The following is a 23,150-nucleotide window of genomic DNA, read 5'->3' on the forward strand; positions in this document are numbered from 1 at the left end:
GCGGTCACATATACGAAGGATGAGGCCAGATTCCATGACCGATGCCACCACCAACGCCGTGGCCGACACCCATCTGCATGAAGATGGGTCGATCGAGCGCCTGACCATCGACACGATCCGTACCCTGTCGATGGACGCGGTGCAGCAGGCCAATTCGGGCCACCCCGGCACGCCGATGGCGCTGGCCCCGGTCGGACATACCATCTGGTCCAAATTCCTGCGCTATGACCCCGCCCATGCCGACTGGCCCAATCGCGACCGTTTCGTGCTGTCGGTCGGCCATGCCTCGATGCTGCTCTACTCGCTGATCCACCTCGCGGGGATCGAGGAGATCGACGCGGACGGGAACAAGTCGGGCAAGCCCGCGCTGAGCCTGGAGGACCTGAAGGGTTTCCGCCAGCTCAACTCCAGGACGCCGGGCCACCCCGAATATCGCCACACCACCGGCGTCGAGACCACGACCGGCCCGCTGGGCGCGGGCTGCGGCAATTCGGTCGGCATGGCGATCGCCGAGCGCTGGCTGGCCGCGCATTTCAACCGCGAGGGTTTCCCCGTCTTCGACCATGACGTCTATGTCGTGTGCGGCGACGGCGACATGATGGAGGGCGTGGCGTCCGAGGCGGCCTCGACCGCCGGGCATCTCAAGCTGTCCAACCTGTGCTGGATCTACGATTCGAACCAGATCTCGATCGAAGGCGGCACCGACATCGCGTTCAACGAGGATGTGGGCAAGCGGTTCGAGGCCTATGGCTGGAACGTGCTGCACGTCGACGACGCGAACGACGTGGCCGCGCTGACCGCCGCGCTCGACACCTTCAAGGCGACCGAGGACAAGCCGACCTTCATCGTCGTGAAGTCGGTGATCGGCTATGGCAGCCCCAAGGCGGGTAGCGAGAAGGCGCATGGCGAGCCGCTGGGCGAGGATGCGATCCGCGCGACCAAGAAGGCCTATGGCTGGCCCGAGGACGCCAAGTTCCTGGTTCCCGACGGCGTGCGCGAAGCCTTCCAAGGCGCGATCGAGGCACGCGGCAAGCCGCTGCGCGACGAATGGGTCGCGATGACCGATCGCTACCGCGCCGCATATCCCGAACTCGCCGCCGAACTCGACGCGATGCTCGCCGACAAGCTCCCCGAGGGCTGGGACAGCGACATCCCGGTGTTCGAGGCGGATGCCAAGGGTATCGCCAGCCGCGACTCGGGTGGCAAGGTGCAGAACGCCATCGCTGCCAAGGTGCCCTGGCTGATCGGCGGCTCGGCCGACCTCGCGCCCTCGACCAAGACGCTCATCAAGGACGGCGGCTCGTTCCAGCCGGGCAGCTATGAGGGGCGCAATTTCCACTTCGGCGTGCGCGAGCATTCGATGGGCGCGATCGTCGACGGCATGGCGCTGTCGCACCTGCGCTCCTATGGCGCGACCTTCCTGGTCTTCTCCGACTATATGCGCGCGCCGATCCGTCTCGCCGCGATCATGGAACTGGGGGCGACCTTCGTCTTCACGCACGACTCGATCGGCGTGGGCGAGGACGGTCCGACCCATCAGCCGATCGAGCATCTGGCGACGCTGCGCGCGATCCCCGGCCTCGACACCATCCGCCCCGGCGATGCGAACGAAGTGGCCGAGGCATGGCGCTGCGCCGTCGAGTCGGCCAGCCACCCGACCGCGCTGATCTTCTCGCGCCAGGCGCTGCCGACGCTCGATCGCGGTAAGTACGCGCCTGCCTCGGGCGTGAAGAAGGGCGGCTATGTCCTTGCGGATTGCGACGGCACACCCGACATCATCCTCATCGCAACGGGGTCGGAACTGTCGCTGGTGACGGACGCCTATGAGACGCTGAAGGCCGATGGCATCAAGGCGCGCGTCGTCTCGCTGCCCAGCTGGTATCGCTTCGAGCTGCAGGATGCGGCGTACAAGGAAAGCGTGCTGCCGAAGGGCGTGACCAAGCGTCTGGCGGTCGAGCAGGCCGGGTCGATCGGCTGGGACCGCTATGTCGGGTTCGACGGTCGCACGATCACCATGTCGACCTTCGGCGCATCGGCGCCGCTCGCCAAGTTGCAGGACAAGTATGGCTTCACCCACGACAATGTCGTGAAGGTGGCCCGCGAAATGCTGGAGACCAAGTGATGAGCAAGCTGTCGGAACTGGGCGCCAAGGGCTGCGCCCCCTGGCTCGATTTCGTCGATCGCAAGTTCCTCGAGGCGAAGGGCTTGGAAAAGCTCGTCGCCGAGGACGGGCTGACCGGCGTCACCTCCAACCCGTCGATCTTCGAAAAGGCGATGGGGCATGGCGACGCCTATGACGGCACGCTGGCGGCGTTCGACAAGGAAAACCCCGGCGCGGCGACCATCGACCGTTACGAGCATCTGGCGATTCAGGACATCAAGGCGGCAGCGGAAACGCTGAAGCCCGTCTATGACCGTCTCGACGCCAAGGACGGCTATGTCAGCCTGGAAGTGTCGCCCTATATCGCCGACGACACCGACGCGACCATCGCCGAGGCCGAGAAGCTGTGGCACGCGGTCGATCGCCCGAACCTGATGATTAAGATCCCCGGTACCGATGCGGGCGCGCCGGCGATCTCGGCGACCATCGCCAAGGGGATCAACGTCAACGTCACGCTGCTCTTCTCGCAGGCCGCCTATATCAAGGTGGCGGAGGCTTATGCGGCCGGGCTGGAAGAGCGGGTCAAGGCCGGCCAGCCGATCGACCGGATCGCCAGCGTCGCCAGCTTCTTCATCAGCCGCATCGATTCGGCGATCGACAAGAAGATCGACGAGCGCGTCGCCGCCGGTGATGCCGAGGCGGATGCGCTGAAGGCCGTGCGCGGCAAGGTTGCCATCGCCAACGCCAAGCTGGCCTATCAATGGTATCTCGACTTCCTGAAGTCCGACCGCTGGCAGGCGCTGGCCGCCAAGGGCGCGCAGCCGCAGCGGCTGCTCTGGGCGTCGACGGGGACCAAGGATCCGTCCTTCCCCGACACGCTCTATATCGACACGCTGATCGGGCCGGACACGGTCAACACCATGCCGCCCAAGACCATGGACGCCTTCCGCGACCATGGCACGGTGGCCGAGACGCTGACGGCCGACATCGATGAAGCCAAGCACGTGCTCGCCGAGGCCGAGCGGCTGGGCCTGGACCTGGACGGCGTGACCGGCACGCTGGTCGCGGAGGGGGTGGCCTCCTTCGTCAAGGCGTTCGACGATCTGCTCGGCGCGATCGGGCAGAAGCAGCCCGCGACGGCCTGATCCGACAGGCCCCCTTCCCAGGACGGGAAGGGGGCCTTTCACTTTCTACGACATCAAGAACATAATGGAGTTCCGCATGAAGATCGGTCTGGTCGGCCTTGGCCGCATGGGTGGCAATATCGCACGCCGCCTGATGCAGGCTGGGCATCAGGTGGTGGCCTGGGATCGCAGCGAAGAGGCGGTGCAGACGCTCGCCAAGGACGGCACCGAGGCGGCCACGGGGCTGGAGGACATGGCCACCAAGCTCGCCGACAAGGCGATCTGGTGGGTAATGCTGCCCGCAGGCGGCCCGACCGAGGACACGATCGCGGAGATCGCCAAGCTGGCCAAGGACGGCGACGTGGTGATCGACGGCGGCAACAGCTTCTACAAGGACGATATCCGCCGCGCCAAGATGCTCGCCGAACAGGGCATCCATTATGTCGATGTCGGCACCTCGGGCGGCGTCTGGGGCCTGGAGCGCGGCTATTGCATGATGATCGGCGGCGACAAGGAAACGGTCGACCATCTCGACCCGATCTTCGACGCGCTGGCGCCGGGACTGGGCGATATCGTCCGCACGCCGGGCCGCATCGCCGAGAAGGTCGATCAGCGCGCCGAGAAGGGCTATATCCATGCCGGTCCCGCCGGTGCCGGTCACTTCGTCAAGATGATCCACAACGGCATCGAATATGGGCTGATGCAGGCCTATGCCGAGGGCTTCGACATTCTGAAGTCGAAGAACAGCGACAAGCTGCCCGAGGACGAGCGTTTCGACCTGAACCTGACCGACATCGCCGAAGTGTGGCGTCGCGGCAGCGTCATTTCGTCCTGGCTGCTCGACCTGACCGCGATCGCGCTGGCCAAGGACGAGATGCTGGAGCAGTTCTCGGGCCATGTCGCCGATTCGGGCGAGGGCCAGTGGACGATCGACGCGGCAATGGAGGAGAAGGTCCCGGCCAACGTCCTGACCGCCTCGCTCTTCGCGCGCTATCGCAGCCGGGTCGATCATACCTATGGCGACAAGGTGCTGTCGGCGATGCGCTTCGGCTTTGGTGGCCATACCGAAATCCCGCAATGAGCGGGCCGATACGGCTTGTCGTGTCGGATGTCGACGGCACGCTCGTCGACCCCGACAAGAAGCTGCGCGCCGCCACCATCGCCGCCGTCAAGCGGCTGGAGGCGGCGGGGGTCGGCTTCACCATCATCAGCGCCCGGCCCCGGTCGGGGCTGGGATGGCTGGCCGACGAGCTGGCGATCGATGCGCCGATCGGCGCGTTCAACGGCGGGACGGTGTTCCGCCGCGACGGCCGCGTCGATGCGCAGTTCCGGGTGCCGGTCGCGGTCGTGAACGACGTGCTGGCGATGGCGGCGGACAATAACGTCGCCATCTGGGTCTTCGCTGACGATCGCTGGTACGCCAGCAGCGACGAAGGCACTCATGTCGAACATGAGCGAAAGGCTTCGTCGCAGGAGCCGGTGATCACGCAGGACTTTGCTGCGCTGGTCGACAAGGTCGACAAGATCACGCTGGTCAGCGACGACGCCGATCTGCTGCGCGGCCTGCACGAAAAGGCGAATGCGGCGCATGGGGCCGAGGCGACCATTGCTCAGTCGCAGACCTATTATCTCGACGTGACGGCGCTGGCCGCGAACAAGGGCGACGGCGTGGCGACACTCGCCAGGGCCTTTGGAGTTCCCCTCGAACAGGTCGCAGTATTGGGCGATCAGGCCAATGATCTTCCCATGTTGACACGCGCCGGGTTGCCGATCGTGATGGCGAATGCGCCGGACGCTGTTAAGGAACAGATATCGGTACACACCCGTTCCAACGCGGACGACGGCGTGGCCTATGCCATCGATACCTTCATCATGCCCAGAATTGGAGTGTCTTCATGAAGCAACTGGTTGCGTTCGACCTCGACGGTACGCTGGCCGAAAGCAAACAGCCCCTGGGCGAGCCGATGGGGGAGGCGCTGGCCGACCTGCTCGCCGTCGCGCATGTTGCGGTGATCTCGGGCGGGGACTGGCCGCAATTCGACAAGCAGGTGGCGAGCCGACTGCCAGACCGGGCGGACCGCACCAAGCTGTGGCTGATGCCGACGACCGGCACCAAGCTCTACACCTATCAGGACGGCGGCTGGACCCCGGTCTATGCCGAACTGTTCGACGATGCGACCAAGGCGAAGATCCTGGAGGCGTTCGACGCCTCGCTGGAGGCGACCGGCTTCGTGCCCGAGCAGACCTGGGGCGAGCGGATCGAGGATCGCGGCAGCCAGATCACCTTCTCGGCGCTCGGCCAGCAGGCGCCGATCGACGCCAAGGAACATTGGGACCCCAAGTTCGAGAAGCGCAAGGTCATCCAGGCCGACCTCAAGCAGCGCCTGCCGGGCCTGTCGATCAACATGGGCGGGGCGACCTCGATCGACATCACCCGTGAGGGCGTCGACAAGGCCTATGGCCTCAAGAAGCTGCGCGACGCCAGCGGGATTCCGCTCGATACGATGATGTTCATCGGCGACGCGATCTTCCCCGGCGGCAACGACTATCCGGCCAAGGAACTGGGCCTCGATACCGTCCGCGTGCGCGACCCCGAAGAAACGCTGGCGGTGATCGCGGGGATCGTCGCCTGTCTGAAGTAAGCGCGACCGCGTCGGAGGCGCTGCGCGCGCGCACCGCCTCCGCGCATGATGCGGTCGATACGGCTTATGGCGCGTATCGGCTGGACGATCGGGACAGCTACGCGGCCTTTCTGATGGCCCATGCCCGCGCCTTGCCGGCGGTCGAGGCGTGGTTGCAGGGGCAGGATGTGGCGTTCCCATGGCGGTCGCGGCGCAAGGCGTTGGCGGCGGACCTGGCAGCGCTCGGGCAGGAGATGCCCGAGCCGCTGCCATTCGATCTGCCCGACGACGAGGCGACCGGCTGGGGCGCGCTCTATGTCACCGAGGGCTCACGGCTGGGCGGCGTGATGCTGGCCCGGCAGGTGGGGGAGGAATTTCCCCGCGCCTATCTCGAATCGGGGTTCGGTTCGGGCGAGTGGCGGGCCTTTCGGCATGCGCTGGACGATGCGGCGGTGGACCCCGCATGGATCGACCGCGCCGTGGCGGCGGCGGAGCAGGTGTTCGGTCTGTATCGACGCGCGGCCTAGGGGGATGCCGTCGGGGCGTTCCCTCCGCGCCTGCTCGATCCCCCACCTCCGTTCAGCCTGAGCGAAGTCGAAGGCCACGCCCCTCCCATCGCCTCATTCTGCCTGGCGGGGTGGATTCCCTTGGCCTTCGACTTCGCTCAGGCTGAACGGGGGGTGGGGGCTGGCATTATTGCCCCCTCAATCCGCGATCGGGGCGATCACGATGGCGCGCAGGCCCGGCTGGTTGTCGGCATATTCGATCGTGCCCGACAGCCGCTGCATCATCGCCGTCATCATCCGGCTGCCGAAGCCGCGCCCGTCATCGTCGCCATGGCTGCGTCCGCGCCCTTCGTCCGCGACGACCAGGCGCAGGCGGTTGCCATATTGCTCCAGCGTGATCGTCACCGGCCCTGCCGCGCCGCCATAGGCATATTTGGTCGCGTTGATGATCAGCTCGGTCGTCACCAGCCCCAGATTGACCGCCCGGTCGGTCGGCATCAGCGCGGGCGCCAGGTCGAGACGCATCATCGAGGCCCATTCCGCCCCCAGCGACTGTTTCATGTCGCCGACCAGTTCCTCCAGATAGCGTGCCAGATCGACCGTCTGGATATGGTCGTCGCGGTACAGCCTGCGGTGGACCAGTGCGACCGCCGACAGCCGGGCCTGCGCCTCGGTCAGTTGCTCGCGGACCTGCGGGTCGTTGGTCGACCGCGCCTGGAGCGCCAGGAAGGACGAGACGAGCTGAAGGCTGTTCTGGACGCGGTGGTCCACCTCCTTCATCAGCACGTCCTTCTGGAGCAGGAGCGCGTCCTTGTCGTCCATCGTCCGCTGAAGTGCGGCGTTCAGCCCGCGCAGCCGGTTGTTCTGAAAGGCATCGTGCAGCGCCCGGCGCAGGCGATGCGCCGCCTCCATCTCCTCCAGCGTCCAGCGGCGCGAGCGGCCGCACACCGTTTCGCTCCAGCTGGCGAAGGATGCGCGCGGGGTCAGCGTCTCGTCGGGCGACAGGCCGACCGACTTGTGCGGATTGCCCGCCCATTCGATCTCCTCGACCTGTTCGGGACGGAACCACAACAGGGTCACGCCACCATCGACCAGCGGCAGCACCAGCATCCCACTGGCGGTCGCGGCGAGCGCCTTGGCGTCGGGCGACACGCTGCCCAGCTCATGCGTCGCATAGAGCTCGCCGCCGGTACGCGCGGTCGCCCAGAGCGCCAGCTCGATCATCGCCAGCGACGGCGGGCAGACGCCATGGCTCTGCACCTTGCCGCCCTCGATCATGGCGAAGCCGGTTGCGCCCAGCATCGCCATCAATTCGGGCATCATCCGCGCGACAGCGGTTGAAATCTCGCCCAATCCGGTGATGCGCGGTAGGATCGCATCCTCGTCCGCGCGCAGGCGCAGCCGCTCACGATAAAGCTCGGCCTCTTCCCGCGCGCGAATCTGGCGCGCCAGTCCACCCGCCAGCGCGGCGGCCGCGGCGCGCAGCTCGCAGGACAGGCGACGCGGGCTGTGATGGTGGCAGGCGATCATCCCCCATAACAGCCCGTCCTTGACGATCGAGATCGAGGCGGAGGCCGCGACCCCCATATTCCTCAGATAGCGGACATGGATGGGCGACACGCTGCGCAGGCCGACATCGCTGAGGTCCACCGTCTCGAACCCGGCAGGGCGCAGCGGGGCGGGGACATAATCGACATCGGGGATGCTGCGCGTCCGGTTGCGGATATACAGCGCGCGCGCCTGCCTGGGGATGTCCGAGGCGGGGAAATGATGGTTCAGGAAGGAATGAAGCTCGGGCGTGCGGGACTCCGCCACGACCTGCCCCGAATCCTCGTCCATGAAGCGATAGAGCATGACCCGGTCGAACCCGGTCAGCGTGCGGAAAAGCGTCGCCGCCCGCTCGTAGAGCATCGGCAGGTCGCCCGCCCGCTCGAAACTGGTCGCCGCCGCGTCCAGCCAGTTCAGCGGACTGCCGCCGCCCCAGGGGGTGTCCGCGATCCCCGGCTCCAGTTCGACCAGCAGCAGATGGTCCGGTGTGCGATGGACGACCGCGGTGAAGATCTCGGAAAGGCCATGGACCGGGCGCACCGCCGACACCGATCCCATGACGGAGGGCACAGCACCGACGATCTGCGCCACCTCGTCCCCGACCACCGCGGCGATCGGCTGGCCGAGCCAGTCGGGCGCCAGCCGCTCCTCGATCGCACCGGCTCCGGCGACGACGCACAGCGTATCGGCCGCCACGACCAGCAACAGGCCGTGGGGTTGGATGGCGCCTGGAATGTGAATGGGTTCCCGATCGCAAGCCGTGATATCCTGGCCAGGGTCGGTTGCGATGGTGCGGGTGGCCATCAGGGTCGGGCTTTCCTCTCTTCCCTGCCACATGCCGGGTTACTGACCCCTTTGCAAATGGTTGAGCACGGCAATCGATCCCTTATCGCGACACCTAATCTCGTTTTGGAACAATCATTGCGCGATCGGGTAATATCCGGTTAAAGCCACGCAACGGACATCAGATCCGCTGGAGAGGACATGATCGACGATTTCGACTTCGCGCTCGGTGAGAGCGCGGACATGATTCGTGAGGCGACGCGCCGCTTCGCCACCGACCGGATCGCCCCGCTGGCCGCGCGCATGGACGCGGAGGACTGGTTCCCGCGCGACATCTGGCCCGAAATGGGTGCGCTGGGTCTGCACGGCATCACCGTCGACGAAGCCGATGGCGGGCTGGGTCTGGGCTATCTGGAGCATGTCGTCGCGATCGAGGAAGTGTCGCGCGCCTCGGCATCGCTCGGCCTGTCCTATGGCGCGCATTCCAATCTGTGCGTCAACCAGATCCGCCGCTGGGGCAGCCCAGAGCAGAAGGCGAAATACCTGCCCGGCCTGATCTCTGGCGAGCATGTCGGCAGCCTGGCCATGTCGGAAGTGTCGGCCGGGTCGGACGTCGTCTCGATGAAGCTGCGGGCCGTGAAGGCCGATGGCGGCTGGGTGCTGAACGGCACCAAATTCTGGATCACCAACGCGCCCTATGCCGATACTTTGGTCGTCTATGCCAAGACGGGCGAGGGCAGCCGGGGGATCACCGCCTTCCTGATCGAGAAAGCCATGCCCGGCTTCGCGATCGGGCAGAAGATCGACAAGATGGGCATGCGCGGAAGCCCGACCGCCGAGCTGCTCTTCAACGACTGCTTCGTGTCGGACGCGCAGGTGATGGGGCCGATGAATGGCGGCGTCGGCGTGCTGATGAGCGGGCTCGACTATGAACGCGCGGTGCTGGCGGGGATTCAGCTGGGCATCATGCAGGCATGCCTCGACGTGGTCGTGCCCTATGTCCGCGAGCGGCGGCAGTTCGGCCGTGCGATCGGCGAGTTCCAGCTGATCCAGGCCAAGGTCGCCGACATGTATGTCGCTCTCAACTCGGCGCGGGCCTATGTCTATGCGGTGGCGCGGAGTTGCGATGCCGGACGGACGACGCGGTTCGACGCGGCGGGCGCGATCCTGCTCGCCAGCGAAAATGCCGTGAAGGTCTCGTTGGAAGCGATCCAGGCGCTGGGCGGTGCAGGCTATACCAAGGACTGGCCGGTCGAGCGCTTCGCGCGCGATGCCAAGCTGCTCGACATCGGGGCGGGCACCAACGAAATCCGCCGGATGCTGATCGGCCGCGAACTGATCGGCAAGCTCGAAAAGGTGGCGCAATGACGGCCGACGCATTCCTCCCCAAGCTTGCTTGGGGAGGGGGACTGCGCTCGCAGAGCGTGGTGGAGGGGCAAGCCCCTCGCCCCTCCACCAGCGCTTCGCGGCGGCCCCCCTGCCCATCGAAGATGGGGAGGATGTGATGGGGGCTATTCTTTCGACACGGGTCGCCCGTGACGATGCGGCGTTCCGCACCAACGCCGACCATAACCGTGCACTGGCCGAGCGACTCCGCGCCGATGTGGCCAAGGCTGCCCTTGGCGGAAGTGAAACCGCCCGCGAACGCCATGTCGCGCGTGGCAAGCTGCTGCCCCGCGACCGGGTGGAGCAACTGCTCGACGCGGGCGCGCCCTTCCTCGAAATTGGCCAGCTTGCCGCCAATGGCTTGTATGACGATGCCGTGCCCGGTGCCGGGGTGATCGCGGGCATCGGCCGGGTGCATGGCCGCCAGGTGATGATCGTCGCCAATGACGCGACGGTGAAGGGCGGCACCTATTATCCGCTGACGGTCAAGAAGCACCTCCGCGCGCAGGAGATCGCGCTCGAGAACCGGCTGCCCTGCATCTATCTGGTCGACAGCGGCGGCGCGAACCTGCCGCACCAGGCCGAGGTGTTTCCCGACCGCGATCATTTCGGGCGCATCTTCTTCAACCAGGCGCAGATGTCGGCGGCGGGCATCGCGCAGATCGCCTGCGTCATGGGGAGTTGCACGGCGGGCGGCGCGTACGTCCCCGCCATGTCGGACGAGACCGTGATCGTGCGCGGGCAGGGGACGATCTTCCTAGCCGGGCCGCCGCTGGTGAAGGCGGCGACGGGCGAGGTCATCTCGGCCGAGGAACTGGGCGGCGCGGACACCCATGGCCGCAAGTCGGGCGTGGTCGACCATGTCGCGCAGGATGACGACCATGCCCTGTCGATCGTCCGCGACATCGTCGCGACGCTGCCGCCGCCGACGCTGCCCGACGTCAACCTGGCTGAGCCGGATGCGCCGCTCTATCCGGCGGACGAGCTATACGGCCTGATCCCACAGGACGTGCGCGCGCCCTATGACGTGCATGAGGTGATCGCCCGGCTGGTCGACGGATCGCGCTTCCACGAATTCAAGGCGCTGTACGGCGCGAGCCTGGTCTGCGGCTTCGCGCATATCCATGGCAAGCCGGTTGCGATCCTGGCGAATAACGGCGTGCTGTTCTCCGAGAGTGCGCAGAACGGCGCGCATTTTATCGAGCTGGCCTGCCAGCGGCATATCCCCTTGCTATTCCTCCAGAATATCTCCGGCTTCATGGTCGGCGGCCGTTACGAGGCGGAAGGAATCGCCAAGCATGGTGCCAAGCTGGTGACGGCGGTGGCGACCGCGCAGGTGCCCAAGATCACCGTGCTGATCGGCGGCAGCTTCGGCGCGGGCAATTACGGCATGTGCGGGCGGGCCTATTCCCCGCGCTTCCTGTTCACCTGGCCCAATGCGCGGATCAGCGTGATGGGCGGCGAACAGGCGGCGAGCGTGCTGGCGACGGTCCACCGCGATGCCGACAGCTGGACGCCGGACGAGGCGGAGGCGTTCAAGGCCCCCATCCGCCAGCGTTACGAGGACGAAGGCAATCCCTGGTATGCGACCGCGCGGCTGTGGGATGACGGGATCATCGATCCGGCGCAGACGCGCGATGTGCTGGGACTGGCGCTGGAGGCGTGCCTGAACGCGCCGATCGCGGAGGCACCCCGCTTCGGGGTGTTCCGGATGTGATGCCCATGGACCTGGCCATCGACGGCGCGACCCTAGTGGACGAGGCCGATTTCCATGCCCGCATCCGTGAGGCATCGGGCGTCACATGGTATGGCGGCAGCCTGGACGCGCTGTTCGATCTGCTGGTCGCGGTCGTCGATCCACCGATCAGCTTGTCTATCACCAACGCCGCCGCCGCGCGAAAGGTGATCGGTGAGCGTTTCGATCGCATCCTGACCGTGATCTTCGACGCCATCGCCGAACGCCCGGGTGCCATCATGTTCAAGCTGGAATCCTGATGATGAACAGCCTCCTCATCGCCAATCGCGGCGAGATCGCCTGCCGCATCATCCGCACGGCGCGCGACATGGGCCTGCGCACCATCGCGGTCTATTCGGAAGTGGATGCGCGGGCGCTACACGTCCGGCTCGCCGATGAAGCCATCGCCATCGGCCCCGCCCCCGCGCGCGAAAGCTATCTGGACGCCACTCGCATCCTCGCCGCCGCGCGCGAGAGCGGGGCGGAGGCGATCCATCCCGGTTACGGTTTCCTGTCCGAAAATGCCGAGTTCGCCGAGAAGGTGATCGCCGCCGGTCTGGTCTGGGTCGGCCCCGATCCCGACAGCATCCGCGCCATGGGCCTGAAGGACGCCGCCAAGGCGCGGATGATCGCCGCCGGGGTGCCCGTCACCCCCGGCTATCTGGGGGAGGACCAGTCGCCCGACCGCCTCGCCGCCGAGGCCGACGCGATCGGCTATCCCGTGCTCATCAAGGCAGTGGCGGGCGGCGGCGGCAAGGGGATGCGCCGGGTCGACGACCCCGCTGCCTTTGCCGAGGCGCTGGCCTCCTGCCGCCGCGAGGCGGCATCGTCGTTCGGCGACGACCGGGTGCTGATCGAGAAATATATCCTCTCGCCGCGCCATATCGAGGTGCAGGTCTTCGGCGACCGCCACGGGCAGGTCGTCCATCTGTTCGAGCGCGACTGTTCGCTGCAACGCCGCCACCAGAAGGTGATCGAGGAAGCCCCCGCGCCCGGCATGGACGACGCCACCCGGCAAGCGGTCTGCGCCGCCGCCGTCCGCGCCGCGCAGGCGGTGGACTATGTGGGGGCGGGCACGATCGAGTTCATCGCCGACGCCTCCGAAGGGCTGCGCGCCGACCGCGTGTGGTTCATGGAGATGAATACGCGCCTCCAGGTCGAGCATCCCGTCACCGAGGCGATCACCGGCGTCGATCTGGTCGAATGGCAGCTGCGCGTCGCGGCGGGTGAGCCCTTGCCGATGACGCAGGGCGACCTGTCCATCCAGGGGCATTCCATCGAGGCGCGGCTCTATGCCGAGGACCCTGCCAAGGGCTTCCTGCCCGCGATCGGCATGCTGGAGGTGTTCGACTTGGGCGACGACCCGACGATCCGCATCGACACCGGGGTCGAGCAAGGCGCGGAGATCACCCCCTGGTACGACCCGATGATCGCCAAGGTCATCGCGCATGGCGACACCCGCGAGGAGGCGCGCGAGGCGCTGGCCGATGCGCTGGACGAGGCGGTGATCTGGCCGGTGCGCACCAATGCGGGCTTTCTGGTCCAGACGCTCGACCATGTCGATTTCGCGGGCGGCCGGGTCGATACCGGCCTGATCGCACGCGAGGGCGAGGCGCTGATGCCGCCGCCCGAACCGTCCGAGGAAGCGCTGGCCGAGGCCGCCGCCGCGCTGATCGGGCAGGACGGACTGACCGGCTTCCGCCTCAATGCCGCGCCCCGGCGGAGCGCGCGCTTCCTGCTCGACGGGCGGCCCATCACCGTCGATTTCAGCGAAGCGGGCGATGTGCCCCCGGCGCCGAGCGATCAGGTGCTGATCTCGGAGGGTGGGCAAAGCTGGTCCTTCACCCGCTGGCGCGCCGATGGGCTGGCGGCGGGCGGGGCGGGGGATGGCGCGATCCTGTCGCCCATGCCCGGCCGGATCATCGCGGTCGCCGTGACCGAGGGACAGACGGTCGGCGTGGGCCAGCCGCTCGTCACGCTGGAGGCGATGAAGATGGAGCATGTCCTGACCGCGCCCTTCGACGGCATCGTCACCGACCTGAAGGCCAAGACCGGCGGGCAGGTGGCGGAGGGCATTGCGCTGGTCCGCATCGTCGCGGAGGATGCGGCATGAGCGGGCGCTTCTTCGAGGACTGGACGATCGGCGACCGGATCGACCATCCGATCCGCCGCACGGTGACCGAGACGGACAATCTCCTCTTCTCGACCATGACGCACAATCCGCAACCGCTGCACATCGATGCGGAAGCCGCGCGGGCCAGCGAGTTCGGGCAGATCCTCGTCAACGGCACCTTCACCTTCTCGCTGATGGTCGGGCTGTCGGTGGGAGAGACGACGCTGGGGACGCTGGTCGCCAATCTCGGCTATGACGAACTGGTCATGCCCGCGCCGGTCTTCCTGGGCGACACGCTGCGCGCGACGAGTGAGGTAACGGCCCTGCGCGAGAGCAAGTCGCGACCGGGCGCGGGGCTGGTGACGTTCCGGCACGAGGCGCGGAACCAGCGGGGCGAGGTGGTATGCCGGTGCCTGCGGATCGCCCTGGTGAAGAAGCGGGGATAGGGGCGTGGCCTTCGACTTCGCTCAGGCTGAACGGAACTTGGTACCAACCCCCGTTCGCACTGAGCGAAGTCGAAGTGCACGCCCCCAAACTCACAACCGCGTCCGAACCCCGATCCACAAGGTGCGCGGCGTCGCCCGTTCGATCAGCCCCGCGCCGCTATACGCCGCCTCGACCCGCACATCGGCCACATTCTCCGCCCGCGCCTCGATCAGCCAGCCGCGCGTGACCGGCACCGCCGCATAGGCGTCCAGCGTCGTCGCGGGGGCCAGCGACCGGACATTCTGGTCGTCCTCGAACTGGCGCCCGACATGCCGCACCGTCCCGCTGAGCGCCGCGCCGCGATGCGCGACCGCCAGCGTCGCCGAGAGCTGGTCGCGCGGAGTCTGGGCCGGACGCAAGCCATCCAGCGGCGCGGCAAGCCCTGATGCCTCGACCCTGGCATCGACATGGGACCAGGAGGCGCGGGCGCTGACCGGCCCCGCCTGGGCATTGGCCTCCAGCTCGAAGCCTGCCGAACGGATCGCGTCGAGATTCTGCCGCATCCGGTACACGCCGTTCGCCGCAACGAAGCCGACGCCGGGGAAGGTCCCCGGCCCACGCCCCATCGTCACATTGGCGATCGCATCGGTCAGCCGGTTGAGGAAATAGGTGCCCGACAGGCGTACGCCCGTAAGCGGCGTCAGGTCGAATCCACCCTCGACACCCTCGACATGCTCGGGGTTCAGCGCGGCATTGGCGGCGGTGGCGTCGGCACCCGCCCGGAATGGTCGGTAGAGTTCGTTAAGCGTCGGCAGGCGCCAGCCTCGATAGGCCGCCGCACGCAGCGTCACGGGCTCGACCGGCCGCAGCGCCACCCCCAGCCGCCCGGTGAATTCCTGCCCCGAACGGTCGGGAAAATTGGTGTCGGTCAGCACCGCGCCGGTCGCCAGCGCATTCTCGTCCAGCCGCCCGTTGCGGATGCGCCAGTCATCCACCCGCGCGGCGGCGGTGAGGGTCAGCGCGCCCGCCTCGACGCTGCCATCGGCGAACAGCCCCATGGTCCGCGTCGCACCGCCCGCGTCCCGCCGCCGGGTGGGGAGGCCCGCGACATAGGTGTAAAGCTCCTGCGTCCGCCCGCTCGTATCGCGAATGTCCCCGCCCAGCCGCAGCGTCACGGCCTCGCCCAGCGGCGGGGAGACCTCCACTCGGCCGCCCAGCCCGGTGGCGGGGACATTATACTGGTCGAGCGTCAGCGTCGCCGCGGTCCGCGCAGCGTTCACGCTGGCATAGCGCGAGGCGAATTGCCGCGTCTGGACATAGCCGAGCGCCGACCAGCCCCAGGCGCCGCGTCCGACCAGCCGGACGCTGGCATCCGCCCCGTCCGAGCGATTGTCGGTAAAGTCGGTGCCCCGATCGCGCGCATCGTGAAACGCCGCCAGCGTCATCTGCAACTCGGTCGAGGGCGCGATCCCGACGACGCCGCGCGCCGCCCCCGAATATTGCTCATATGGGGCGGGGCGGTCGACCGGCCCCCGCTGTCCCTCGACGATGGGGGGGAAGCCGTCGCCGCGTGCATAGGCCCCCGACAATGTCAGGAACCCGTCGCCCCGCACCAGCGACGCCGCCCCTTGCGCATCGACCGAATCCCGGCTGCCATAGGATAGCGCCAGATCGAGCGGGGACAGCTGGTCGGGGGTGGCGCTGTCCATCTCGATCGTGCCCGCCAGCGCGCCGGGGCCCCAATATCCCGACCCGCCGCCGCGCGTGACCCGGATGCGCCCCAGCCGTCCGGTAGCATAGGCCGGGAACACCACCCAGCCGCCGAACGGATCGGCCTGTGGCACCCCGTCGAGGACGAGCAGTGCCCGGCTAGAGGCGTTGCCGCCCAGTCCGCGCAGCGTGATGCCCTGCGAGGTCGGATGCGCCGAGCGGCTGTCCGATCGGCGGAACTGCTGGAGCCCCGCGACATCGGCCAGGACGTTCTCCAGCCGCTGCGACGCATTCCGCGTGATCCGGTCACGGTCGATCGTCACCACATCCAGCGCGTGGTCGCCCGGCTGGTCGCTCAGGCCGCGACCAGTGACGATGATGTCGGGTTCGGTGGTTTGCGCTGGGAGGGTGGTGGGGGCGAGCACGAGGGCGAGCAGAAGAACGGGCATGGTGAAGTGAGGGTCCCCTTTGCTCCCCTTGATAGGGATGCTGCGATGGGAAGACGAATCAGGGCGGGAAGAGGTCCCGACTTCCATGAGTCTCACGCCCCTCCCGCAGGCGGGAGGGGATGGGGGAGGGCAGGTCACGGGCGATGGTCTCTGTGAGACACCATGCCCTCCCCAAACCCCTCCCGCCTGCGGGAGGGGCTTAAGATGGAATGGCTTGGCCGGAAACACGGATGACGCGCCGGAAAAACCCGCTTACAGTCCTGTCATCGTGGCCACCCTGCACACCCTTGCGAACCCCGCGCGCTTCCTGAAGATCGCCCGTCCGCTCACCGGGATTTTCCTGGGGCTGGGCGTCGTGCTGATCGCGATCGCGGTCTGGGCGGGGCTGGCGGTGACGCCGCCCGATTATCTTCAGGGCGAGACGGTGCGCATCCTTTATATCCACGTCCCCGCCGCCTGGCTGGGCATGGGCGGGTGGAGCGGGATCGCGGTGGCCAGCCTGTCGCTCCTGGTCTGGCGGCATCCGCTGGCGCAGGTCGCCGCGCGCGCCATTGCCTGGCCGGGGGCGGTGTTCGCGGGCCTGTGCCTGGCGACCGGGTCGATCTGGGGGCGGCCGACCTGGGGGACCTGGTGGCAATGGGACGGGCGGCTGACCTCGATGCTGCTGCTGCTGTTCGTCTATCTGGGCTATATCGCATTGGCGCGGGCCGATGCCGATCGCGGCGGCGATGGGCGGATTCCGGCGCTGTACGGGCTGGCGGGCACCGCGCTGCTGCCGGTGATCCGGTACTCGGTGGTGTGGTGGAACACGCTGCATCAGGGGCAGTCGATCGGGCTGACCGGCTCCAGCATCGACCGCTCGCTGCTCTGGCCGCTGCCCATCGCGCTGGGCGGCTTTACCTTCCTGTTCGCCGCGATCGTGCTGATGCGGATGCGCATGCTGCTGGCGCAGGCCAAGGCCGAGGCGCGGATGCGGCGGATGGCGCGCGCATGAGCCAGTGGGCATTCGTTGCGGCGGCCTATGCGGTGATGCTGGGGGGCGCGGGCGCGCTGACGCTGGTTAGCTATCTGGCGATGAAGCGCGCCGAGAAATGACGCCCAAATCACAACGTCTCACGCTGGCGCTGCTGGCGCTGGCCGCGATCGTCGCGGCGGTGCTGCTCGCCATGTCGGCGATGAAGGACCAGGCGGCGTTCTTCTACACCCCCTCCGACGCGCAGAGGCAGGGCCTGCCGCTGGGCCGCGCGGTGCGGCTGGGCGGGATGGTCGAGGCGGGTTCGGTCCGCCGTGCGCCCGACGGGGTGACGGTGCGCTTCATCGTGACCGACGGCAAGGCGACGACGCCCGTGACCTTCGCCGGGATCACCCCCGACCTGTTCCGCGAGAAATCGGGCGTCGTGGCCGAGGGGCAGTTCCAGCCCGATGGCCGTTTCGTCGCGACCAATTTGCTCGCCAAGCATGACGAGAAATATATGCCCCCCGAAATGGCGGGCAAGCTGCACGAGAGCCGGAGCCTGAAGCCGTGATCGCCGAAGCTGGCCTCGCCGCGCTGTGGCTCGCCGCGATGCTGGCGGGGTTGCAGTTGCTGCTCGGCGTCCTCGCGCTGCGGCGCAAGGACGCGGCGGGCGAGCAGGCGATGGCGGCGATCGGGCCGGTCGCGATCGTGCAGGGCGCGCTGGTCGCCATCGCCATGGCCGCGCTGATCGCGGTGTTCGTCGGCACCGACCTGTCGGTCAAGCTGGTCGCCGAGAACAGCCATTCGGCCAAGCCCTGGATCTACAAATTCGCCGGCGCCTGGGGCAATCACGAAGGCTCGATGCTGCTCTGGGTCACGATCCTGGGTGCGGGCGGTGCCTTGGTCGCGTGGAAGGAACGCGCGCTCGACCGGGCGACGCATGTCGCGACGCTGGCCGCGCAGGGGGCGATCGCGCTGGGCTTCTATGCGTTCCTGCTGTTCGCCTCCAACCCGTTCGCGCGGTTGAACCCCGCGGCGGTCGAGGGGCAGGGGCTCAACCCGCTGTTGCAGGACCCCGGCCTCGCCTTTCACCCGCCGACGCTTTACGCGGGCTATGTCGGGCTGTCGGTCGCCTTTTCCTTTGCGGTCGGCGCGCTGGTCACGGGGCAGGTCGGGCCGGTCTTCGCCCGCGCGATGCGGCCCTGGGTGCTGGGCGCCTGGGTGCTGCTGACCATCGGGATCACCGCAGGCTCCTACTGGGCCTATTATGAGCTGGGCTGGGGCGGCTGGTGGTTCTGGGACCCGGTCGAGAATGCCTCGCTGATGCCCTGGCTGGCGGCGACCGCGCTGCTTCACTCGGTCAATGTGCTGGCGGCACGTGACGGGCTTCGCGCCTGGACGGTGATGCTGGCGGTCGTCGCCTTTTCCATGTCGATGATCGGCACCTTCCTGGTCCGGTCGGGCATATTGACCAGCGTCCATGCCTTTGCCGTCGATCCCCGGCGCGGGGCGTTCATCCTGGGGTTGCTGGGGCTTTATATCGGCGGCGCGCTGGCGCTGTTCGGGGCGCGGATCGGGCAGGTGCGCGCGGGCCGCAGCTTCGCCTTTGTCAGCCGCGAGGGCGGGCTGGTCGTCAACAACCTGTTGCTGTCGGTGATCCTGGGCATCGTGCTGATCGGTACGCTCTATCCGCTGGTCGCGGCGGGGTTCGGGGTGCGGCTGTCGGTCGGGCCGCCCTTCTTCCAGGCCGCCGCCGGGCCGATCGCGCTGGCGCTGGTCGCCGTGATGGCGGTCGGACCTGCCCTGCGCTGGCGGAGCGACGTGGCGGAGGCGGTACTGATCCGCATGTTGTGGCCCATGGTCGCGGCGGCGGGGACCTTTGCGCTGCTGCTGACGCTGGCGGGGAGCATGACCATCCTGTCGCTGCTCGGCCTGTCCTTCGGCATCGGGTTGATCGTCGCCAGCGTCCTGCCGGTCACCCGGCGCAACTGGCGGCGCACGCCCTTGCCGATCTGGGGCATGGTCGTCGCGCATGTCGGTATGGGGGTCAGCATGGTCGGCATGGCATGCGACAGCGCGTTCACCGCCGAGCGGCTGGTCGCGCTCTATCCGGGGCAAGCGACGATCGTCGGGCCGTGGCGGGTACAGCTGGACCGCATCTATCCCAATGTCGGGCCAAACTGGTCGGCGCTGGAGGCGCGGCTGACCGCGACGCGCGACGGCGACGGCGCCACGCTGCGCCCGCAACAGCGTTTCTTCACCGACCCGCCGACCACCACCAGCGAGAGCGCGATCGCGACCCGCTGGGACGGACAACTCTATACCGTGCTGGGGCAGCAGGATGCGGCGACGGGACGCTGGCAGTTGCGGCTGTGGTGGAAGCCGTTCGTGACGCTGATCTGGCTGGGCGGCGTGCTGATCGCGCTGGGCGGCGCGCTGGCGCTCGGCGGGCGCTGGTTCAAGGGCTGGCAGCAGCGGCGGCGCGAGGCGCTCTGGGGATGAAGCGCTGGCTGATCTGGGTGCCGCTGGCGGGTTTTGCGATCCTGTTCGTCGTGGTGGCGAGCGGGCTGATGCGGCCGTCCGACACGACCGTCCGTTCGACCCTGGTCGACAAGCCGCTGCCGGACTTTCGTCTCGACCCGATGGTGCCGGGCAAGCCGGGGGTGGCGAGCGCCGATTTCGGCAAGGGGCAGCCGCGCCTGCTCAACGTCTTTGCCAGCTGGTGCATCCCCTGCATCGCCGAGGCGCCGCAGCTGATGGCGCTGAAGGCGAAGGGCGTGCCGATCGACGCGATCGCGATCCATGATAAGGGCCCGGCCATCGCCGATTTCCTGCGGCGCAACGGCGATCCCTATGCCGCAATCGGCGACGATGCGCATAGCCGGGTGCAGATGTCGCTCGGCTCGTCGGGCGTGCCGGAAACGTTCCTGATCGACGCGCGGGGCCGGATCGTGCGCCAATATATCGGGGATATCCGCGCCGATCAGGTCGATCCGATCGTCCGCGACGTGGCGGCGGCGCGATGAGCCTGTTCCTCGCCTTGGCGCTGAGCGGCGCGGCCGTGGTGGATTACGGCAACACCCAGCTGGCCGATCCCCGCGCCGAGGCGCAGGCGCGCGCGCTGATGGGCGAGCTGCGCTGCGTCGTGTGCCAGGGCCAGTCGATCGCCGACAGCGATGCCGACATGGCCGCCGACATGCGCGCCCTGGTCCGCCAGCGTATCGCGAAGGGGGAAAGCCCGGCGGCGATCCGCCGGTGGCTGATCGAGCGGTATGGCGATTATGTCAGCTACGACCCGCCGCTGTCCGGGGCGACCGCGCTCCTGTGGGCGACGCCCCTGCTGTTGCTGGTCGCCGGGGCGTGGATCGCGCGCGGCAGCTTTCGGAGGCGGCGCTGATGGGCTGGCTGGCGCTTCTGGTGCTGATGGGCGGCGCGTTGGCGCTGGCGTGGCGGTTGGGGCTGCCCCGTCCGCTCTGGACGATGCTGGGCGCGGCGCTGGCGCTGGGCGGGGTGGGCTATGCTTGGCAGGGGCGGCCGATGCTGGCGGCGAGCGCACCCGCGCCCCGGCCCGACCCGCTGCTCGACAATGACGCGCTGGTCGAGCTGCGCGGCCAGCTGATGGGGCGTTATGGCGGCGAGGCGGCGATGTTCACCGCCGCCGACGCGCTGGCGCGCTCGGGCGACAAGCGGACCGCGGTGCGGATCATGCTCGCCGCAGTGGGCGGCAATCCGCGCAGCGTCCCTTATTGGACCGAGCTGGGCAATGTCCTGTTCGCGCATGACGGCTATCAGATGTCGCCTGCCGCACGCTTCGCCTTCCGCCGCGCGCGGACGCTGGGGCCTGGCGATCCGGCACCCTTCTTCTTCGAGGGGCTGGCCTGGATGCGGGCGGGGGACTTTGCCAAGGCGCGTGTTCGATGGCGACGCGCCCTGTCGCTGACCCCCGCCGATGCACCCTATCGCGACGCCATCGCGCAGCGGGTCATGCTGCTCGACCAGGCGATGACGATGATGGGGCAATAGGGGCTTATTTGCCCCGGCCTGTCTTGTCCTGCAGCGCGTCGATCCGCTTGGAGGCGTCGGCCTTGCTCAACGTATCGTCGAACGCCTCGCCCGCTTCCTCGGACAAGGTCTTCAGATAACTGGCCTGCGCGCCCGTCATCGGCTCGTCGCCGGTGGTCCAGTCATCGGGGTCCTTCTCGGCATTGGAGAAGGGTTCGGATTTGGGATTGTCGGTCATGGCGTGATCCTTTCGACGGGATCAACGGCGACGTTCTGTTTGCGTTCCGCTTGGCTGCGTTCACGCGAAGGGACTGATCGACTTTGTGGCCGAAGGCGTAAATGCGCTTCGACTTCGCTCAGCGTGAACGGAGCGGGGGAGGGTTTGCAGGCACTCAAACCCGTTCAGCCTGAGCGAAGTCGAAGGCCAGGGACCAGCCTTGCGGCCAGGTCCGGGGCGTGCGCTTCGACTTCGCTCAGCGCGAACGGCTTTAGCCCGCCCAGGCCTCGAACGGCAGGTCCAGCGCCTCGGCGACCGCCGCGTGGCGGATCTTGCCGCCCGAGACGTTCAGGCCGTTCGCCAGATGCGCGTCCGCCTTCATCGCGGCCTCGGCACCCATGTTCGCCAGCTTGACCGCGAACGGCAGGGTGGCGTTGTTGAGCGCGAAGGTCGAGGTGCGGGCGACGGCACCCGGCATGTTGGCGACGCAGTAATGGATCACGCCGTCGACCTCGAACACCGGGTCCTGATGGGTGGTGGCATGGCTGGTCTCGAAGCAGCCGCCCTGGTCGATCGCGATGTCGACCATCACCGATCCGCGCTTCATCGTCTTGAGCATGTCGCGGGTGACCAGCTTGGGCGCCGCCGCACCGGGGACCAGCACCGCGCCGATGACGAGGTGCGCATTCTTCACCGCCGCCGCGATCGCCGCCTTGGAGGCATAGGCGGTCTTGATCTGGCTGGAGAAGAACATGTCCAGTTCGGCCAGACGGTCGTTGTTGATGTCATAGATGGTGACGTCGGCGCGCAGGCCGACCGCCATCTGCGCGGCGTTCACGCCCGAGACGCCGCCGCCCAGGATCGCGACCTTGGCGGGCGCCACGCCGGGCACGCCACCGAGCAGGATGCCACGGCCGCCCTGCTGCTTTTCGAGGTAATGCGCGCCGACCTGCACCGCCATGCGGCCTGCGACTTCCGACATCGGCTTCAGGAGGGGCACGCCGCCACGTGGGCTGGTGACCGTCTCATAGGCGATGCAGGTCGCGCCCGACTTCACCAGCCCTTCGGCCTGGGGCTTGTCGGCGGCGAGGTGGAGATAGGTGAACAGGACATGGTGCGGGCGCAGCATCGCGACCTCGACCGCCTGCGGCTCCTTGACCTTCACGATCATCTCGGCCTGGTCGAAGACTTCCGCAGCGGTAGCGACGATGCGCGCGCCCGCGTCGACATAGTCCTGGTCCTCGAAGTCGATGCCGCTGCCGGCCTTGGTCTCGACGATGACCTCGTGACCGGCCGCCACCAGCTCGGCGACCGAGGGCGGGGTCAGGCCGACGCGATATTCGTGGTTCTTGATTTCCTTGGGGACACCGACGCGCATGGGACTCTCCGTAAGAATGTTGCCATGACAATAGCGCCGATGGGGCGGGAGAGGTGTGCAAAGCCGTCCCGAACGATCGTATAAAATGGGATTTCC

The 23,150-nt window shown here is 67.8% G+C and carries 21 protein-coding genes; 17 read left to right on the forward strand and 4 right to left on the reverse strand.

Features of this window, described 5'->3' with window-relative positions; genetic code table 11:
• The first annotated feature begins 34 nt into the window (after window positions 1-34).
• The 6 genes from tkt to QE363_RS06140 all read left to right on the forward strand — a co-directional run bounded on the left by tkt (window position 35) and on the right by QE363_RS06140 (window position 6,373).
• Window positions 35-2,122, forward strand: a complete 2,088-nt coding sequence (gene tkt, locus QE363_RS06115; RefSeq protein ID WP_309693173.1) for a transketolase — start codon at window positions 35-37, stop codon at window positions 2,120-2,122.
• Window positions 2,122-3,246, forward strand: coding sequence for a transaldolase (tal, locus tag QE363_RS06120; protein ID WP_309693176.1), 1,125 nt, complete (start codon window positions 2,122-2,124; stop codon window positions 3,244-3,246). Before tkt ends, tal begins: the two co-directional genes overlap by 1 nt.
• Before the next feature lie 76 nt (window positions 3,247-3,322).
• Window positions 3,323-4,306, forward strand: a complete 984-nt coding sequence (gnd, locus tag QE363_RS06125) for a phosphogluconate dehydrogenase (NAD(+)-dependent, decarboxylating) (protein ID WP_309693179.1) — start codon at window positions 3,323-3,325, stop codon at window positions 4,304-4,306.
• On the forward strand, window positions 4,303-5,124 hold the full coding sequence (locus tag QE363_RS06130; protein ID WP_309693181.1) for a Cof-type HAD-IIB family hydrolase: 822 nt from the start codon (window positions 4,303-4,305) through the stop codon (window positions 5,122-5,124). The genes gnd and QE363_RS06130 overlap by 4 nt, the downstream gene beginning before the upstream one ends.
• Window positions 5,121-5,867, forward strand: a complete 747-nt coding sequence (locus QE363_RS06135; RefSeq protein ID WP_309693184.1) for an HAD-IIB family hydrolase — start codon at window positions 5,121-5,123, stop codon at window positions 5,865-5,867. Before QE363_RS06130 ends, QE363_RS06135 begins: the two co-directional genes overlap by 4 nt.
• Before the next feature lie 113 nt (window positions 5,868-5,980).
• Window positions 5,981-6,373 (forward strand): biliverdin-producing heme oxygenase, encoded by a 393-nt coding sequence (locus QE363_RS06140; protein WP_309693187.1) that lies wholly within the window; start codon window positions 5,981-5,983, stop codon window positions 6,371-6,373.
• Between the two features lie 177 nt (window positions 6,374-6,550).
• Here QE363_RS06140 and QE363_RS06145 read toward each other — a convergent pair whose 3' ends face one another.
• A complete protein-coding gene (locus tag QE363_RS06145; protein WP_309693189.1) occupies window positions 6,551-8,704 on the reverse strand; it encodes a histidine kinase dimerization/phosphoacceptor domain -containing protein in 2,154 nt (717 codons plus the stop codon).
• A gap of 180 nt (window positions 8,705-8,884) precedes the next feature.
• Between QE363_RS06145 and QE363_RS06150 the strand changes: the two genes are divergently transcribed.
• The 5 genes from QE363_RS06150 to QE363_RS06170 all read left to right on the forward strand — a co-directional run bounded on the left by QE363_RS06150 (window position 8,885) and on the right by QE363_RS06170 (window position 14,363).
• Window positions 8,885-10,051: an acyl-CoA dehydrogenase family protein gene (locus QE363_RS06150; RefSeq protein ID WP_309693191.1), complete on the forward strand. Its 1,167-nt coding sequence runs from the start codon at window positions 8,885-8,887 to the stop codon at window positions 10,049-10,051.
• Window positions 10,052-10,187: 136 nt separating this feature from the next.
• A complete protein-coding gene (locus QE363_RS06155) occupies window positions 10,188-11,786 on the forward strand; it encodes a carboxyl transferase domain-containing protein (protein WP_405053166.1) in 1,599 nt (532 codons plus the stop codon).
• A gap of 5 nt (window positions 11,787-11,791) precedes the next feature.
• The gene (locus tag QE363_RS06160) at window positions 11,792-12,064 is read left to right on the forward strand and encodes a barstar family protein (protein WP_309693196.1); all 273 of its coding nucleotides are present in this window, start codon (window positions 11,792-11,794) and stop codon (window positions 12,062-12,064) included.
• A complete protein-coding gene (locus QE363_RS06165) occupies window positions 12,064-13,917 on the forward strand; it encodes an acetyl/propionyl/methylcrotonyl-CoA carboxylase subunit alpha (protein ID WP_309693199.1) in 1,854 nt (617 codons plus the stop codon). The genes QE363_RS06160 and QE363_RS06165 overlap by 1 nt, the downstream gene beginning before the upstream one ends.
• Entirely contained in the window at window positions 13,914-14,363 is a 450-nt protein-coding gene (locus tag QE363_RS06170; protein WP_309693202.1) for a MaoC family dehydratase, read from the forward strand. Before QE363_RS06165 ends, QE363_RS06170 begins: the two co-directional genes overlap by 4 nt.
• A 90-nt stretch (window positions 14,364-14,453) precedes the next feature.
• On the opposite strand, the gene QE363_RS06175 is transcribed toward QE363_RS06170, so the two are convergent.
• Window positions 14,454-16,502, reverse strand: coding sequence for a TonB-dependent receptor domain-containing protein (locus QE363_RS06175; RefSeq protein ID WP_309693206.1), 2,049 nt, complete (start codon window positions 16,500-16,502; stop codon window positions 14,454-14,456).
• Between the two features lie 268 nt (window positions 16,503-16,770).
• Between QE363_RS06175 and ccmC the strand changes: the two genes are divergently transcribed.
• The 6 genes from ccmC to QE363_RS06205 all read left to right on the forward strand — a co-directional run bounded on the left by ccmC (window position 16,771) and on the right by QE363_RS06205 (window position 21,480).
• Window positions 16,771-17,496 (forward strand): heme ABC transporter permease CcmC, encoded by a 726-nt coding sequence (gene ccmC / locus QE363_RS06180; protein ID WP_309693209.1) that lies wholly within the window; start codon window positions 16,771-16,773, stop codon window positions 17,494-17,496.
• 97 nt (window positions 17,497-17,593) lie between these two features.
• Window positions 17,594-18,028, forward strand: coding sequence for a cytochrome c maturation protein CcmE (gene ccmE, locus QE363_RS06185; protein WP_309693212.1), 435 nt, complete (start codon window positions 17,594-17,596; stop codon window positions 18,026-18,028).
• Window positions 18,025-19,959, forward strand: coding sequence for a heme lyase CcmF/NrfE family subunit (locus QE363_RS06190; protein ID WP_309693215.1), 1,935 nt, complete (start codon window positions 18,025-18,027; stop codon window positions 19,957-19,959). Before ccmE ends, QE363_RS06190 begins: the two co-directional genes overlap by 4 nt.
• Window positions 19,956-20,483 carry a redoxin family protein gene (locus QE363_RS06195; RefSeq protein ID WP_309693218.1) on the forward strand — a complete coding sequence of 176 codons (528 nt, stop codon included), beginning with the start codon at window positions 19,956-19,958 and terminating at the stop codon, window positions 20,481-20,483. Before QE363_RS06190 ends, QE363_RS06195 begins: the two co-directional genes overlap by 4 nt.
• Entirely contained in the window at window positions 20,480-20,854 is a 375-nt protein-coding gene (locus QE363_RS06200; RefSeq protein ID WP_309693221.1) for a cytochrome c-type biogenesis protein, read from the forward strand. The genes QE363_RS06195 and QE363_RS06200 overlap by 4 nt, the downstream gene beginning before the upstream one ends.
• Window positions 20,818-21,480: a hypothetical protein gene (locus QE363_RS06205; protein ID WP_309693223.1), complete on the forward strand. Its 663-nt coding sequence runs from the start codon at window positions 20,818-20,820 to the stop codon at window positions 21,478-21,480. The genes QE363_RS06200 and QE363_RS06205 overlap by 37 nt, the downstream gene beginning before the upstream one ends.
• 4 nt (window positions 21,481-21,484) lie before the next feature.
• Here QE363_RS06205 and QE363_RS06210 read toward each other — a convergent pair whose 3' ends face one another.
• Together QE363_RS06210 and ald are read right to left on the reverse strand one after the other, a co-directional pair.
• On the reverse strand, window positions 21,485-21,697 hold the full coding sequence (locus tag QE363_RS06210; protein WP_307103283.1) for a DUF3072 domain-containing protein: 213 nt from the start codon (window positions 21,695-21,697) through the stop codon (window positions 21,485-21,487).
• A gap of 250 nt (window positions 21,698-21,947) precedes the next feature.
• The gene (ald, locus tag QE363_RS06215) at window positions 21,948-23,054 is read right to left on the reverse strand and encodes an alanine dehydrogenase (RefSeq protein ID WP_309693226.1); all 1,107 of its coding nucleotides are present in this window, start codon (window positions 23,052-23,054) and stop codon (window positions 21,948-21,950) included.
• Window positions 23,055-23,150: the final 96 nt, after the last annotated feature.

The sequence above is a fragment of the Sphingomonas sp. SORGH_AS_0870 genome, from assembly GCF_031453175.1.
GTDB lineage: Bacteria > Pseudomonadota > Alphaproteobacteria > Sphingomonadales > Sphingomonadaceae > Sphingomonas.